The organism is Archangium lipolyticum (assembly GCF_024623785.1).
Classification (GTDB): domain Bacteria; phylum Myxococcota; class Myxococcia; order Myxococcales; family Myxococcaceae; genus Archangium; species Archangium lipolyticum.
The window spans coordinates 147,552-161,836 of sequence record NZ_JANKBZ010000015.1; the positions used below are offsets into that span (position 1 = coordinate 147,552).

Sequence of the window (14,285 nt, forward strand, 5' to 3'; positions counted from 1 at the left end):
TCAGCCCACGGCCACGCGAGGAGCGGAAGCGGCGTCCTGCGCCAGGTGGCCCTTGATGGTCGCGAAGTAGGCGTCCTCCAGGTCCGGCACCGCCGGAGAGAAGGAGCCGTCCGGCGCACCCTCGCTGTAGACGTGGACGAGCGTGCGTCCCATCAGCAGCCGGTGGGAGATGACCGGCAACGCGGACTGCAAGCCCGACAGCTCCGCCTTGTCCACGAACTTCTTCCAGATGCGGCCCTCCAGCCGGGCGATGATGTCCTCGGGCGCGCCGGTGAGCAGCACCCGGCCCCCGTTGAGCACCGCCATCTGCGGGCACAGATCCCTCACGTCCGAGACGATGTGCGTGGAGAGGATGACGATGACGTCCTGCCCGATTTCACTCAGCAGGTTGTGAAAGCGGACGCGCTCCTCCGGATCCAGACCCGCCGTGGGCTCGTCCACGATGAGCAGCTTGGGGTTGCCCAGCAGCGCCTGGGCGATGCCGAAGCGCTGGCGCATGCCTCCGGAGAAGCCTCCCAGCTGCTTGCGGCGCGCGTGGTGCAGGTTCGTCTGGTGCAGCAGCGCGTCCACCACCTTCCTGCGCTCGAAGGGGTTCGAGATGCCCTTGAGCGTCGCCAGGTGGTTGAGCAGCTCCTCCGCCGTCACCTTCGGATAGAGGCCGAAGTCCTGGGGCAGGTAGCCCAATACCCGGCGCACCCCGTCCTTGTCCTTCAGCATGTCGATGTCGCCGAGGAACGCGCTGCCGCTGTCCGCCTCCTGGAGGGTGGCCAGCGTGCGCATCAGCGTGGACTTGCCCGCCCCGTTGGGGCCGAGCAGCCCGAACATGCCGGGCTTGATGGTGAGCGTGACGTCCTGCAGCGCCTGCGTGCCGTTCGGGTAGCGCTTGGACAGGTTCTGGATGCGGAGCTCCATTGAGCCCTCCGAAAGTGAGAAGGGCATCATGGAAGGTCCTGCCGCGCTCCGTCCACTGCTCGACACCCCGGCTCCACCAGACTTCAGGGGTTGAGTCGGACGATCTCCTCGTTGAGCGCGCTGGCGAAACCCACCCAGGCGAGGTAGGGCGCCATCATCCACGCCGCGCCCCGGTCCACCTCTCGCGCCGTCGCCGTGTACGCGGCGAGGCTCACCCCCAGTGCGGCGATGTCCGCCAGGGCCGCCCTCTGGCGGTGCTTGCCGAAGAAGAGCGGCGACCAGAGCGCGTTGAAGCCGAGCTGAAGCCCCCAGAGCATGAGCGCCCAGGAGCGCTTCCGGCCCGCGGGCCCGTTCCACACCCGCCACGCCGAGAAGGACATCAGTCCGTACAGCGCCGTCCACACCGGTCCGAAGACCCACGAGGGCGGCTGGAAGGAGGGTTTGCGCAGCTTCCGGTACCAGAGCTGCGAGCTGTTCGAGGCCCGCGCTCCCAGCACCGCCGCCCCCGTGGTCAGGGCTCCGAAGGCACCCAGGGCCACGAGCGACTCCGTGCGCAGCGAGGGGTTCTTCAGCGTCGTGAGCGACGGACTGCTCAGGTCGTACGGCTCCTGCATCATCTCTGCCTCCAAGCGTGCCTGAACGGGAACCGGCTCCGGAGGAAGTCGCCTTCCTCCTGGAGCCGGGCTCTCTTCTCGCGAGGGAAATCCCTCACCCCAGCCCTCTCCCAGAGGGAGAGGGGGCGACGACGGCTAGACAGGCGCTCCCGCGGCCTCCTCGCCGATCCTCGCCTCCAGCCGCGTCCCGGACGCCAGCCAGCTGCGCACCAGCACCAGGTGCTCCTGCTCCACCTCCAACGCCCGCTGGAAGTCGTCCGCCAGCCCGTTGTGCCCCAGCTCCCGCGCCAGCTGGATGAGCAGCTCCCAGCTCGCGTTGTCCACCAGCTCCGCCGTCAGCAGCCCCTCCAGCGACTGCAGCAGGTTGACGTGCGGATCCACCAGCATCTTGGGCACGCCTTCCGACATGTTCGCCTGCAGCTCCGCCGCCGGCGTGAGCGCCGTGGGGTCTCCCCCCAGCTTCTCGATGCACCGCTTCACCAGCGCGAAGTGCGACAGCTCATCCAGGCGGATCTTCTCCAGCTGCTCCCGTGAGGGTCCTCCCTCCCACGTGCCGAACACGTCCAGCTTCGACAGGGCCGCCTCGTACAGCCGGACCCCCGTGCGCTCGAAGCCCGCGCGCTGCCCCAGCTTGTCGATGAAGACCTGGGACCGTCCTCCCTTCAGCAGGTCCACCGCCGTCTTGGCCATCCCCTTCAGGGTTCCCGGAGGTGGCACCGAGCCCAAGCCGTCCACCTCCCGGGAGAACTCCTGGCGCACCTTCCAGATACCCGAGGCATCACCCAGGCTGCTGGGCGGCCTCTGCTCGGCGCCCTCGATGGCCTTCTTGCTGTGCACCGGAGAGGTCTGGATTCCCGTCCGGTTCATCCCCAACTCGCTCGCCTTGCGCTCCATTACTGAATCCTCCCCTCGACCATGGTGGTGGACACACGCTCGGCCTCGTCAGCCAGCTCGGTGCCCGGACGCCACCGGTAACCCGCGGAGGCGATGTCGGACGGCGAGCCCTCCGAATTGAGCTGCTGGCGGTAGAGCACCGTGCGCTCCGCCTCCTCGGCGCGCGGCACGAACTCGGTGCCCTTCGCGCTCAGGCCCTCCTCGTCGCGCAGCACCTGGCGCACGAACTCGCGGTGGCTGTCGAAGCGCACCGGCTCCGGCAGCTCCCGGGGCAGCACTTCCGCCGGATCCCTCCCCTCCAACCGTTGGAAGAGCTCCATCACGTAGTGCAGATGTCCCAGCTCGTAGTCCACGAACCGCTGCCACACTTCCTTGATGCGCGGGTTCGACTCGTAGTGCAGGCAGCTGTAGTAGTTGTAGACCTCGGTGGCCTCGTGCAGCAGCCACTTCTCCAGCCACGTCTCGCCCGGGTCGCTCAGCGACTCGTACTGCGTGACGTGCTGCTCCTCGATGGCGGCGATCTCCGCGTAGAGCATGCGCGCCACCGGGTCGGAGAACATGGGCCCGATGTTCATGTAGTAGGTGTGGACCTGGTTCTCCGCCGAGACGATGGTCAGCGCGTTGAGCTTGGTGATGGGCTCCGCGGTGCGCGCGTCATAGGGCCGGCGCACGTCGTCCAGCGGGTGGCGGTGCTCGACCACCGTGGGCCGCCCGGGGATGATGTCCGTGTAGCTCTGGACGATGTAGTTCGGATCCCTCCCCGTCAGCCGGTCGTACAGCGCCGAGTAGCGGTAGAGGTGATCGAAGTCCTCGAGCATCCCGAAGCGGTAGGCCTGCGCCAGGTACGGATCCGGCTCGTGCTGCGCCACGCTCGCCGTCACCTCGATGGCCGTCTGCTCGTAGCCGAGCGTGGTCTCGATCGGGTTCTGGTTCGGGGGGTTCAACCAGTTGACCACCGTCTGCTGGAAGTGCTCCACCCGGCGGATGATGGCGAGAGGTTCACGCAGCTCGCGGTTCATCCGGGCGCACGCGTGGCTGAAGCGCACCGACTCGGCTTCGATGCCGTTCATCAGGATGACGCGCACTCGCGTGAAGGCGTCGTCGTCCAGCTTGCTGATGGTGCGCCGCGTGAGATCCTTCCAGGTGAACTTCTGGCGATCCAGCGAGACACCCTTCTCCTTGAAGAGGTCCAGGGCCACGTATGACTCCTTTATCTGTCGCTCGGGGATGCGCGTTCGGCCGGAAGGGCCCCAGGCCCCCCGGGTTCGCGGGTAAAGCTCAGACGCACTCCCAGCTCCGGCAACGCAGCCAACCGTCTTCGCCCGGATGGCATGGGGCATGACGACGGCTCGGCCGCCCGGACGCTCCACGAGCCACGCGCCACGAGAAACGACGAAGCCCGCCGGGTCACGAGGACCCAGGCGGGCTTGCGGGGCACGGCGCGAGGAAGTCGCGGGAGCTCAGCGCACCACGGCGTGGCTGAGGGCGCGGTGCACGGCCTCGAGCGCCTTGCGGGCCTCGAGCAGCTCGGCGCGCTCGGCGGTGAGCGAGGCCACCTGCTGGGCCAGCACGTCCCGCTCGCCCTGGAGCGCGTCCACGGCACGGCGCAACGCGGAGGCATCGTCCTTGGCCGCCTCCAGCTCGCCGGCGAGCCGCTCCTCCTCGGAGAGGCTGTCGGCCAGGGCCTTCTTGGCCTCGGCGACGGCGGCCTCCAGCGTCATGCGCTCCTGTGCGGACGCCTGCATGGCCTGACGCGCCTCCTGCAGCGACAGCAGGGCCTCGTCTCGCTCGCCCTCCAGCGCCGCCAGCTCGCGCTCGAGGTCGGCCAGCAGCTTCACCCGGCCCTCCATGTCGGTGGCCAGCCGGCGCGCCTCGTCCATGCGCAGACGGGCCTCCTCCGTGGCCTTCTCCGCCTGGCGCCGCGACACCTCCAGTTCCTGCGTGAGCGAGAGGTTGAGCGCCTTCACCTTCGTGAGCTCCGCCTGCAGCGCGGAGATGCGCTCCACCGCACGCAGGCCCGCCTCGGCCACGCTGGCCGGCAGGGGCTCGGGACGCGGGTTCTCGCGCACCGCCTTGAGGCGCTCCTTCAGCCGCTCGCGGCGGGCGTGGGAGTCCAGCTCCTCACGGGGCGGGGCCGGCGTCTGCACCTCCACCTCGTGCTCGGGCGCCTCCACGTGCGCCACCGGGGCGGCCACCTCCACCGCCTGATGGGCGCGGGCGCGCTCGATGCGGGCACGCACCTCGGTGGACAGGTCATTGGCCGGAGCCGGAGCCGGCTCGGGGGCCCGCGGCGGCTCGGGGGCCCGGGCCTGCTCGGGCTCCACGGACTGCTCCGGAGCCTGCTCCTGCTCGGGCGCCTGCACCTGCGCCTCGGGCTCCTGCGCCTCGTCGGGCGCGACGGGGTCGACTACACCGGTGAACGCCCCCAGGCGGAGGCGCGGCTTGGCGCGGGACACGTTCTGTTCGAAGGCCTTCTTCATGGACGGGCTCGAGAGCGGAAAGGTGGACGTCAACCGGCCTGCTGCGCACCGGTATCGCTACCGGGAGCCGCGTTCGCTCGCAAGCGCGGAAGTACGTTCTGGATGAGGGCCTCGATGTCGGTGGCCCCCTTGGAAGACGGGTCCGCCACGAAGACGGGCCGGCCCTCGCTCGAGGCCTGCGCGAACTTCGTGCACTGCCGGATGATCGTCGGCAGCAGGTACTCCGGGTAATGCGTCTGCAGCGCCTCCAGCGCCTCCTTGGCCAGCTTGAAGGTGGCGTTGAAGGAGTTGACCACGATGAAGACGTGGTCCAGCACGTGGTTGAGGTCCTCCTCCAGGCTCTGCACCGTCTCGAAGAGCAGCTTGAGGCCGTGGAAGGAGAGGAAGTCGGCCAGCACCGGGACGAACAGGTCGTTGGCCGCCATCAGCGCGTTGAGGTTGAGCAGCCCGAAGGACGGTGGCGCGTCGAAGACGATGACGTCGTACTGGGCCTCCACCTCCTTGAGGGCGTTGCGCAGCTTGAACTCACGCCCCGCCATGGGCATCAGCGCCAGGTCCACCGTGGACATGGTGAGGTTGGAGGGCACGAAGTGCAGGTTGGGCAGGGAGGACTTCTGGATGACCTCCGACATGGGTGACTTGCGCACCAGCACGTTGAGGAGCGTCTTGTCGAAGTCCTCGCCCTCGAAGCCCAGGCACTTGGTGGCGTGGCCCTGGCTGTCGAGGTCGACGATGAGGACGTTGTGGCCCAGCTCCGCCAGGCGCCAGGCATAGGAGGTGGACAGGGACGTCTTGCCCGTACCGCCCTTGAAGTTGAGGAAGAGCTGCTTGCGCCGGCCGAGCGGCTGCGGGTACGCGCCGAGCTGCGCCCGCAACGCCCACACCTCCGTGCCGGTGTAGCTGTCCTGCTTCAGCACCGAGGCGATGGACTTTGGCGGCAGGCCGAGCATCTCGGCGACCTGCTTGGTGCTGTACGTCGGCGCATCCATGGAGAACCCTTCGTCGAACCCTTAAGGGCGCATACCTTGCCTCAAGCGGCGAAGTATTTGTGACCTCGCCGCACGATCGCTCCCCTGGCGACCAACAGGGCGAGCGCCTCCTCGGCTACCTCGGCGGACGCGGAGACCCCCGAGGCCAGCTCACCGAGCGAGCGGCCCCGGATGGCCGCGCGAATCTCCGACATCAGGGGACCGCACAGGGCCTCCACCGGCGAGGCCGCCTTCCGGGCCGCGGGACGCGGTGCGGACTGGACCGCCGCCTGCTTGGGTGCCACGGGAGTGGCGGCCGTCCGGACGGCCTGTACCGCGCTCCGGACCGATGCGGCGGCGGCGGGCGCGGAACGCACCACCGGGACCGGCGGCGGAGCCACGGGGGGCAGCGCGCGGACGGCGGCCACCGGGGCAGGGGCCGGAGCGGGCTCGGGGGCGCGCACGGGCGGCGGCGGAGCCTTCGGGGCGAGGGAGGCCCGCACGGGCTGCACGGGGAGCCCCGCGAGCCGGCGGATCTCCCGGCGGCGCCGGCCCTCGTCCATGTCCACCACGGAGGAGACGTCCTGGCCGAGGATGCGCGAGAGGCTCTGCGCGGCCGAGCGGCGCACACGCACTTCAGGGTCCTTGAGGGCCTCCAGCAGCATCGACCGGGCGGACTCCCCACTGCCGGCCCCAAGAGCCAGGGCGGCGAGGCTGCGCACCTCGGCGTCCGGGTCGTGGATGGCCTCCTCGCCGAGACGCCGGGCGCCCTCCCCCTCCAGCCCGAGCGCCAGCAGCGAGGCGCGCCGGCGCACGGAGCGGTCCGGGTCCTTCACGGCCTGGGCGAGGTGGGGCGCGGCCTCCAGGGGCGACAGGGTGAGCAGCGCCTTGAGGGCGGCGATGCGCACCTCGGGGACGGAGGAGGCCAGCAGGGGCGACACCACCGAGGCCCCCTGCTCCTTGCCCACCTCGGAGAAGGCGGCCAGCAGGGCCACCTGGACCGTGGGGTCCGTCTCCGCGTGCAGCGCGGTGGCGAGCGCGGGCGCGGCGGCCGGCTGGCCCAGGGCCTTGAGGCGCTCGGCGGCGCGCACGCGCGAAGTGGCATCCGGCGCCGACAGCTCGCGCACGGAGAAGCCGAAGAGGGTCTCGTCGCTGCCACCGCCGAGCTCCGCCATCTGCCCCGGGCTCACCGCCAGCCGCCCCTCCAACATGAGGCGCTGGGCGTGCTGCACCACGGGAGAGACGTTCGCCGCCGCCCCGGCCGCCCCCACCACCGCGAGCGCGGGGGCCTGCTCCACCTCGGCCTGCGAGGGCCAGGGGAACTGGGCCGCGGTCACCGCCGGGCGGCCGAGCGCCTCGCTGCGCAGCTGCGAGATGAACGAGGCCAGGTCGATGCCCAGGTCGTCCTCCTCGTCCTCGTCGCGCTCGCGCCGGTCCGAGGCGCGGATGCGGCTGGCCTCCAGCAGCTTGCCGAGCAGCTGGCTGCGCTCGGTGCGCAGGGCCTGGTTGAGGCGCGTGAGCTCTTCACGCTCGGCGCTCATCCGGCCCACGCGCACCTCCAGCTCCGCCACCTCGCGCCGCAGGGCCAGCTCGCGCTGTTCCGAGTGGGACAGCTCGCGCCGCAGGTGCTCCAGCTCCTCGTGCGTGGACATCAGCTCGTGGTGCAGCTGCTCGGCACGGGCCTCGAAGTAGACGATCTTTTCGAGTGCGCTCTTGAGCAGCGCGTCCGGACGCTCGTCGCTCACGGCCTGATCAGCCCTCTCCTAAACCCGTGGCACACCAGGAGCCCCGCGCCTGGGAACGCAGGGGACTCCGGTACCCGGGAACCTCCGGGAGGGCGCCACCATATGTCAGACCGTCATGAGAGGTAAACCCCTGAAATGGTTGGGACTTTTCCGAATGGACCCACCTGGGGGATTGACAATCGCGCCGGGGCCGATTTCTCGGGCCTCCGAGCGCTCGCGCCCCCGGGACGAGGAGCGGAGCGAGCGCCCGCCTCCTTGAAATAGGCAACACCCTTCCCCGCCCGCCCTGGCATGGACATTGGACAGGGCCAGGAAAAGAGGTGTTTCCGCCAACCGACTTCAAAAGTTATCCGCTGACACATGACTCAATAAGTCATATAACCTCATGAGTCAGGACGTGAGTCAGGACGGAGCCAAGAGGATCCATGGCGTCGAAGACTACTTTTCCAGTCCCCCCCGAGCAGTCGTCCTCCACCTCCCGGCGCGCCACGCGGGGCAAGGAGGCAGTTCCCCAGGCTGGCGCACCCCGAGGAAAGCGAGAGGCCAAGCAGAAGCTGGCCAAGGCATTGGGAGACTCGGCCCGGGAGGCGCGGCAGCGGGCAGGGCTGACGCAGGCGGACGTGGCCGAGCGTATCGGGGTGGCCACCGAGGTGTACGGGCGGTTGGAGCGGGGGCTGCTGATGCCCAGCGTCCCCACGCTGCGGCGGCTGTGCCTGGCCCTGCACCTGCCCGCCGATGCGCTGCTGGCGCTCGGCTCCCCCCATACGCCCGCCTGGGCCGAGGCGCCCCTCCCCCCACCCCATGACGAGGGCCCGCAGATGCGGCGGTTGATGCGGCATGTCCGCAAGCTGAATCCCACCCAGCTCCGCGCCCTGTCCCTGGTGGCCGCCACGCTCCGCCGCGAGGACTGAGCCCGTCTCCAGGGAGGCCACCCGTCCGGGCAGCTGGATCGGTCGTCTGGTGGACCTCCCTCCATCCCACATGGGTCGCCCGGCTCGTCAGGCGCTATGCTGCCGCACCGTGCGCCCCGCAGCAGGACTCGACGACTATCTCCGAGAACCCATCGGTCACTACCTCACGGGGGAGAACTTCCTCCATTGGTACGCGTCGGCCGAGTTATGCGGGTTCATCGTGTGGGGAAGACCGGGGGAGACGCAGATCCAGCGGCTCACCCAGGTGCTGGACGTGGAGCTCGCGCCCGCGCTCCCCCATGTGTCGCTGGTGGACACGCGCCGCGTGGAGGCTCCGGACGCCAACGGCCTCTCCGTGCTGGTGAAGTACATGGTGCCGCGCATCAACGGCTTCTCCCAGACGGTGAAGCGTCAGGCCCTGGTGCGGCCCGAGGGAATGACGGGCGCGGTGGTGGGCGGCTTCTACAGCCTCGTCAGCTCCGGCTACCCCACCCGCGCCTTCGCCGAGCCGCTCGAGGCACTCGCCTGGCTGGGCCGTCCCCTGGACGAGGCCCAGTCGCTCATGAACAAGTTGAACGACCTGGTGATGCAGGCCATGGGGCAGTCCCCGGTGCTCGGCGAGCTGCACCGGGTGCTGCGCAACCGGCTGGTGGGGGCCAACCTCGCGGAGATCGCCCGGGAGCTGGGCATGTCCGAGCGCACCCTCCAGCGGCGCCTGCGCGAGGCCGGCACCTCCTTCCAGTCCGAGCTCAACACCGTGCAGGTGCGCACCGCCCAGTCGCTCCTGCTGGAGAGCGACGCCAAGCTCACCGCGGTGGCCGTGGAGGTGGGGTGCGCGTCGCTCCAGCACTTCAGCAGCCTGTTCCGCAAGATGACCGGGGAGTCCCCCAGCGCCTGGCGGGCCCGGCACCGCAACACGCTCTAACGCGAGCGCCCGCGCACCAGCCGCCGCGTCTTGCCCAGGCGGATGCCGTTGGCGGCGCCCTTCTTCGCCGCCTCCGCCCCCGCGGGCAGGATGGGATCCGGACATACCGCGCGCAGCCGGCAGCCCCGGCACTCCGCCCCGCTCCACACCGACTCGAACAGGGCCGTCGTCCGGTCGATGACGTCGAAGTCCTCGGTGACGAAGCCCAGCTCGAAGTTGCGCACGTCCTCGCCCTTGGCCCCCAGCCCCGCTCCGGTGAGGTTGGCGCTGCCCAGGTAGGCCCACGCCCCGTCCACCAGCACCGCCTTGAAGTGCACGCGCGGGCACACCTTCAGCTCCAGCCCTCCCTTCACCAGCCGCGCGCGCTTGTCGAACTCCGCCCGGAAGGGCCGGCTGGGCAGCTCCGCGTGCAGCAGCCTCAGCGCCACCCCACGCGCCGCCAGCCCGTCCAATACCTGCAGCAGTGGCACGAAGCGCCCCGCCTGCTCCACGTACATGGCCTTCACGTTCGCGGTGGCGATCCACACCGACTCGCGCGCGTGCGCCAGCTTGCCGAGCACCACCTCCCGGTACAGCGCGCCACCGTCGAGGAGCTCCGCTTGAATGGGCCGCATGCACACATGCTCGCACACCGGGCGGACCGGCGCGAGGTTACCGGCCGACCCTGTGAATGACCTGGGGTCACTTGACAGCCGACCCGGGCCCCCTTAACTGATGACTCATGGTCAGCAATGACGCGAAGCGCGTGATGCCCCAGCGAGCGCGGAAGGAAGAGGACAAGGAGGCGCGGCGGCGGCAGTTGCTGGACGCGGCGATGGCGCTCTACCAGGGCAGCTCGTACGCCGAGGTGAAGATGGCGGACGTGGCGGAGCGGGCGCAGCTGGCCAAGGGGACGGTGTTCCTCTACTTCCCCACGAAGGAGGCGCTCTTCCTGGCGCTCCTGGAGGAGCGGCTCTTCGCCTGGTTCGCGCGGGTGGAGGAGGCGCTGTCGCGAGGCGAGAGCCGGTGGACGGGGGCGCGGGTGGCGCGCACGCTGGCGGAGTCGCTGGAGGGAGAGGAGTCGCTCACGCGGCTGCTGGCCCGGCTGCAGACGGTGCTGGAGCAGAACGTCACCGAGGAGCAGGTGCGCGGCTTCAAGGAGCGGTTGCTGGAGGCGGTGGTGCGGGCGGGGGCGTTGGTGGAGAAGCGGCTGGCCTTCCTGAAGGCGGGAGAGGGCGTGCGCTTCTTCCTCCAGGTGCATGCCCTGGTGACGGGCCTGCGGCAGATGGCGGACCTGGCGCCCGTGGCCCGCGCGGTCCACGAGGCCGCCCCCCACCTCGAGCCCCTGCGGGTGGACTTCACCCGGGAGCTGACGGACTCGCTCACCACCCTGCTGCGCGGGCTGGAAGCGCGCTGACCAGCCGTGAACATTCCCATCGCCCCGCCCGGGCCGGGCCGATAGAGGATGACGTAGAGCCCGGGAGCGGTGGAACCGAAGGCGGACGCGGTACCCGAGGAGACGAAGCGATGCGCATGGTGAGCATGGATGAGCAGTCCCGGAAGAACCCCTTCCAGGAAGCCTTCGAGCGCCTGCGGGCCCGGCGCTGGGAGATGTCGAGGACGACCGCCCGGGAGCGCATCGCGCGGCTGGAGAAGCTGCGGCGCGCCATCGTCGAGCGGCGCGAGGCCATCTATCAGGCCATCCACAAGGACTTCCGCAAGCCGGCCGCCGAGGTGGAGACGACGGAAATCCTCATGGCGCTCACGGAGATCGACCACATCGTCAAGAACCTGGCGAAGTGGATGAAGCCGCGCAAGGTGGGCACGCCCGTGCTGCTCACCGGCACGCGCAGCGAGGTGCGCTACGAGGCCAAGGGCGTGGTGCTCATCATCTCGCCATGGAACTACCCCTTCCAGCTGCTCATCGCGCCGCTGGTGGCGGCGGTGGCGGCGGGCAACTGCGTGCTGCTCAAGCCCAGCGAGAAGACGCCGCACACGGCGGCCCTCATCGACCAGCTCATCCGCGACGTGTTCGACCCGTCCGAGGTGACGGTGGCGCTGGGTGGGCCGGAGGTGAGCCAGGCGCTGCTGGAGCTGCCCTTCGACCACTTCTTCTTCACCGGCGGCCCGAAGGTGGGGCGCAAGGTGATGGAGGCGGCGGCGAAGTTCCTGGCCGGGGTGACGCTGGAGCTGGGCGGCAAGTCGCCCGCCGTGGTGGACGAGACGGCGGACCTCGACGCCGCGGCCGAGCGCATCGCCTTCGGCAAGTTCATCAACGGCGGGCAGACGTGCGTGGCGCCGGACTACGTGATGGTGCACGCCTCGAAGGAGGCGGAGTTCCTCTCGAAGCTGGGCCAGACGCTCGCGCGCTTCTACGGCACGACGGAGGAGGCGCGGAAGGCCACGCCGGACTTCTGCCGCATGGTGGATGACGGTCAGTTCAACCGGGTCAACAAGCTGCTGGAGCGCTCGGTGGCCAGCGGGGTGCGCGTGGTGGAGGGCGGCACGGCGGACCCGACCAGCCGCTACATCGCCCCCACGGTGCTGGCGGACGTGAAGCCGGACTCGCCCATCATGGAGGAGGAGATCTTCGGCCCGGTGCTGCCGGTGCTGCGCTACCAGCGGCTGGACGAGGCGGTGCGGCAGATCCGCGAGGGCACCAAGCCCCTGGCCATGTACATCTTCAGCCACGACCGCCAGAACATCGAGCGGCTGCTGTCGGAGACGTCCGCGGGCGGCACGTGCGTGAACACCACGGTGGTGCACTTCAGCAACGCGGATCTGCCCTTCGGCGGCATCGGCGAGAGCGGCGTGGGCAACTACCACGGCGAGTTCGGCTTCCGCACCTTCAGCCACGAACGGGCGGTGCTGCGCCAGGGGCCCCTGTCCTTCCTGCGCACCATGTTCCCGCCGTACACGGAGAAGGTGAGGAAGATGCAGCGCATGGCCACCCGACTCTTCGAGTAGTAGAACGCCGGCCGTGTTCACCGTCGATCCCCATCCCCTGCTGGACCCGGTGGTCTTCACGGCCACCATCCCGTCCCCGCTGTCCGCCAGCCCCTCGCCCGAGTGGCTGGTGGCGCTGCTGAAGCTGGACGCCCGGGCGCCCCTGCGCGCCGACGACGCCGTGCGCGGCCTGGGAAGAGACCTGTTGCGTCATGGCGGCTACAAGCAGCAGACCTTCACCTGGTACCGCGAGCTGCTCGAAAAGCTGGGCGCGGCGGTGGAGCGCCAGCCCTGAGCACCCCCGACCTGACCCAACTGCTGGCGGACGGAGCGCGCGCGCTGTCGGCGGCCTGGAACCGTCCGGTGCTGCTCAGCGGGCCCGAGCTCCTCAAGGCGGAGACCCGCAGCGTGGTGGTGCGTGCCCAGGTGCGCGGAGGCCCGGTGCCGTCCGTCGTCCTCAAGCACTTCCGGGACGACCTGGTGTGCGGGCTCGACGACTGGGCGGGCGCGGAGTTCCTCACCCACCGCGGACTGGAGACGGGCCCCCGCTTCCTCGCGGGCAACGTGGACGCACGCCTCTTCGTGATGGAGGACCTCGGGCGCGGGCCCACGCTGGAGGCCCTGCTGCGCGGCGGGGACGCACGCGCGGCCAACGCGGGGTTGATGGCCACCGCGCGCCTCACCGGCCAGCTCCACGCCCGGACACTGGGCTCACAGTCCGACTACGAGCTCGTCCGACTGGCGCTGCCTCCCCGCCACGAGCGGATACGGGTGGAGAACGCGCGCTTCCTGCTCGACCACGAGGGACGGTTGCTGCGCTGGCTCAACGCGGTGGACGCCCAGGCCGCGCCGGGCCTGAGCGAGGACCTGGAGGCGGTGGCGCGCGCGCTCGCGGACCCGGGCCCCTTCTTCTCCTTCACCCATGGGGACATGGCGCCGAGCAACGTCCTCTTCACGCCCAACGGCCCGCGCCTGCTCGACTTCGAGTACGCGGGCATGCGTCACGCCATGTACGACGCGCTGATGTGGCTCGTCAGCGTGCCCTTCCCCGAGGAGCTCGTGGCCCGCGCGGACATCACCTACCGCATCACCCTGTCGGCCGACTGCGAGGCGGCCCAGGTGGACTCGCTCTGGGCCCGGGCCCGCGCCACGGTGGCGCTGGCGCGCACGGTGAACCTCTTCCAGTGGCTCAACCCCCAGGTGCTCGAGGAGGACCGGGAGTGGGCCCCGGGCTTCTCCGCGCGCACCGCCCTGCTGCACCACCTGGCGCGCTGCCGGGCCCTGCTCGCCCCAGCCGATGGCTTCCCGGGACTCGCCCACACGTTGGAGGCGCTGGAGACCCGCCTGCGCGAGCGATGGACGGTGACGCCCTTCGTCTGGCCCGCCTTCCGTCAGGAAGACCGCTGAAGCTCCAGGCCCCGGAGCAGGGTGGCCACCACCGTGTCCGGGTCCGGAGAGACGTCCACCGCCAGCGCGCCCTCGGGCACCTCCAGCGTCGCGAGCTGGCTGTCGAGCAGCGTCGTCGGCATGTAGTGGCCCCGCCGCCGTGCCAGCCGCTCGGCGAGCACCTCGCGCGGCGCCCACAGGTACACCCACCGTTGCCGCGCCGTGTCCACCGTCAGCAGCTCCCGGTAGGAGCGCTTGAGCGCCGAGCACGCCAGCACCAGGTCTTCCCCCGACTCCAGCGCCCTCCGGACGACGTCCCGTAGCGCGGCCAGCCAGGGCGCCCGATCCTCGTCCGTGAGCGGAATGCCCGCCGCCATCTTCGCGACGTTCTCGCGGGAGTGGAGATCATCCGCGTCCCGGAAACGCCACCCGAGCGCCGCGGCGAGCCGCTGTCCCACCGTCGTCTTCCCCGCCCCGGACACTCCCATCACGATGACCACCACGCGTGTGACCTCTCAGAAGTTC

The 14,285-nt window shown here is 70.4% G+C and carries 15 protein-coding genes; 6 read left to right on the plus strand and 9 right to left on the minus strand.

What is annotated here, in order from left to right; translation table 11 throughout:
* The 7 genes from NR810_RS29105 to NR810_RS29135 form a co-directional block, all read right to left on the minus strand.
* On the minus strand, positions 1-912 hold the full coding sequence (locus NR810_RS29105) for an ABC transporter ATP-binding protein (RefSeq protein ID WP_257457502.1): 912 nt from the start codon (positions 910-912) through the stop codon (positions 1-3).
* An 83-nt stretch (positions 913-995) separates the two neighbouring features.
* Complete coding sequence (locus NR810_RS29110) at positions 996-1,529, minus strand: TspO/MBR family protein (protein WP_306818595.1); 534 nt, start codon at positions 1,527-1,529, stop codon at positions 996-998.
* A 132-nt stretch (positions 1,530-1,661) separates the two neighbouring features.
* Positions 1,662-2,420 carry a ferritin-like domain-containing protein gene (locus NR810_RS29115; protein ID WP_257457504.1) on the minus strand — a complete coding sequence of 253 codons (759 nt, stop codon included), beginning with the start codon at positions 2,418-2,420 and terminating at the stop codon, positions 1,662-1,664.
* On the minus strand, positions 2,420-3,619 hold the full coding sequence (locus NR810_RS29120) for a hypothetical protein (RefSeq protein WP_257457506.1): 1,200 nt from the start codon (positions 3,617-3,619) through the stop codon (positions 2,420-2,422). The genes NR810_RS29115 and NR810_RS29120 overlap by 1 nt, the downstream gene beginning before the upstream one ends.
* 261 nt (positions 3,620-3,880) lie before the next feature.
* A complete protein-coding gene (locus NR810_RS29125; RefSeq protein ID WP_257457508.1) occupies positions 3,881-4,900 on the minus strand; it encodes an extensin-like protein in 1,020 nt (339 codons plus the stop codon).
* Positions 4,901-4,929: 29 nt separating this feature from the next.
* Positions 4,930-5,889 carry a ParA family protein gene (locus NR810_RS29130; RefSeq protein ID WP_257457510.1) on the minus strand — a complete coding sequence of 320 codons (960 nt, stop codon included), beginning with the start codon at positions 5,887-5,889 and terminating at the stop codon, positions 4,930-4,932.
* A gap of 41 nt (positions 5,890-5,930) precedes the next feature.
* Positions 5,931-7,613 carry a HEAT repeat domain-containing protein gene (locus NR810_RS29135; RefSeq protein ID WP_257457512.1) on the minus strand — a complete coding sequence of 561 codons (1,683 nt, stop codon included), beginning with the start codon at positions 7,611-7,613 and terminating at the stop codon, positions 5,931-5,933.
* A 425-nt stretch (positions 7,614-8,038) separates the two neighbouring features.
* On the opposite strand from NR810_RS29135, the gene NR810_RS29140 reads away from it, so the two are divergent.
* On the plus strand, positions 8,039-8,524 hold the full coding sequence (locus NR810_RS29140) for a helix-turn-helix domain-containing protein (RefSeq protein ID WP_306818596.1): 486 nt from the start codon (positions 8,039-8,041) through the stop codon (positions 8,522-8,524).
* A gap of 247 nt (positions 8,525-8,771) precedes the next feature.
* Positions 8,772-9,449, plus strand: a complete 678-nt coding sequence (locus NR810_RS29145; RefSeq protein WP_257457622.1) for a helix-turn-helix domain-containing protein — start codon at positions 8,772-8,774, stop codon at positions 9,447-9,449.
* On the opposite strand, the gene NR810_RS29150 is transcribed toward NR810_RS29145, so the two are convergent.
* Positions 9,446-10,063, minus strand: coding sequence for a phospholipase D-like domain-containing protein (locus NR810_RS29150; RefSeq protein ID WP_257457513.1), 618 nt, complete (start codon positions 10,061-10,063; stop codon positions 9,446-9,448). The genes NR810_RS29145 and NR810_RS29150 overlap by 4 nt on opposite strands.
* 107 nt (positions 10,064-10,170) lie before the next feature.
* Here NR810_RS29150 and NR810_RS29155 point away from each other — a divergent pair, with 107 nt between their 5' ends.
* From NR810_RS29155 to NR810_RS29170, 4 genes are all read left to right on the plus strand, one after another.
* Positions 10,171-10,845 carry a TetR/AcrR family transcriptional regulator gene (locus NR810_RS29155; protein WP_257457515.1) on the plus strand — a complete coding sequence of 225 codons (675 nt, stop codon included), beginning with the start codon at positions 10,171-10,173 and terminating at the stop codon, positions 10,843-10,845.
* A gap of 110 nt (positions 10,846-10,955) precedes the next feature.
* A complete protein-coding gene (locus tag NR810_RS29160; protein WP_257457516.1) occupies positions 10,956-12,395 on the plus strand; it encodes an aldehyde dehydrogenase family protein in 1,440 nt (479 codons plus the stop codon).
* Between the two features lie 13 nt (positions 12,396-12,408).
* Entirely contained in the window at positions 12,409-12,669 is a 261-nt protein-coding gene (locus NR810_RS29165) for a hypothetical protein (RefSeq protein ID WP_257457517.1), read from the plus strand.
* Between the two features lie 68 nt (positions 12,670-12,737).
* Complete coding sequence (locus NR810_RS29170) at positions 12,738-13,781, plus strand: phosphotransferase family protein (protein WP_257457518.1); 1,044 nt, start codon at positions 12,738-12,740, stop codon at positions 13,779-13,781.
* Here the strand turns inward: NR810_RS29170 and NR810_RS29175 are convergent.
* On the minus strand, positions 13,766-14,263 hold the full coding sequence (locus NR810_RS29175) for a gluconokinase (protein WP_257457519.1): 498 nt from the start codon (positions 14,261-14,263) through the stop codon (positions 13,766-13,768). The genes NR810_RS29170 and NR810_RS29175 overlap by 16 nt on opposite strands.
* Positions 14,264-14,285 lie beyond the last annotated feature (22 nt).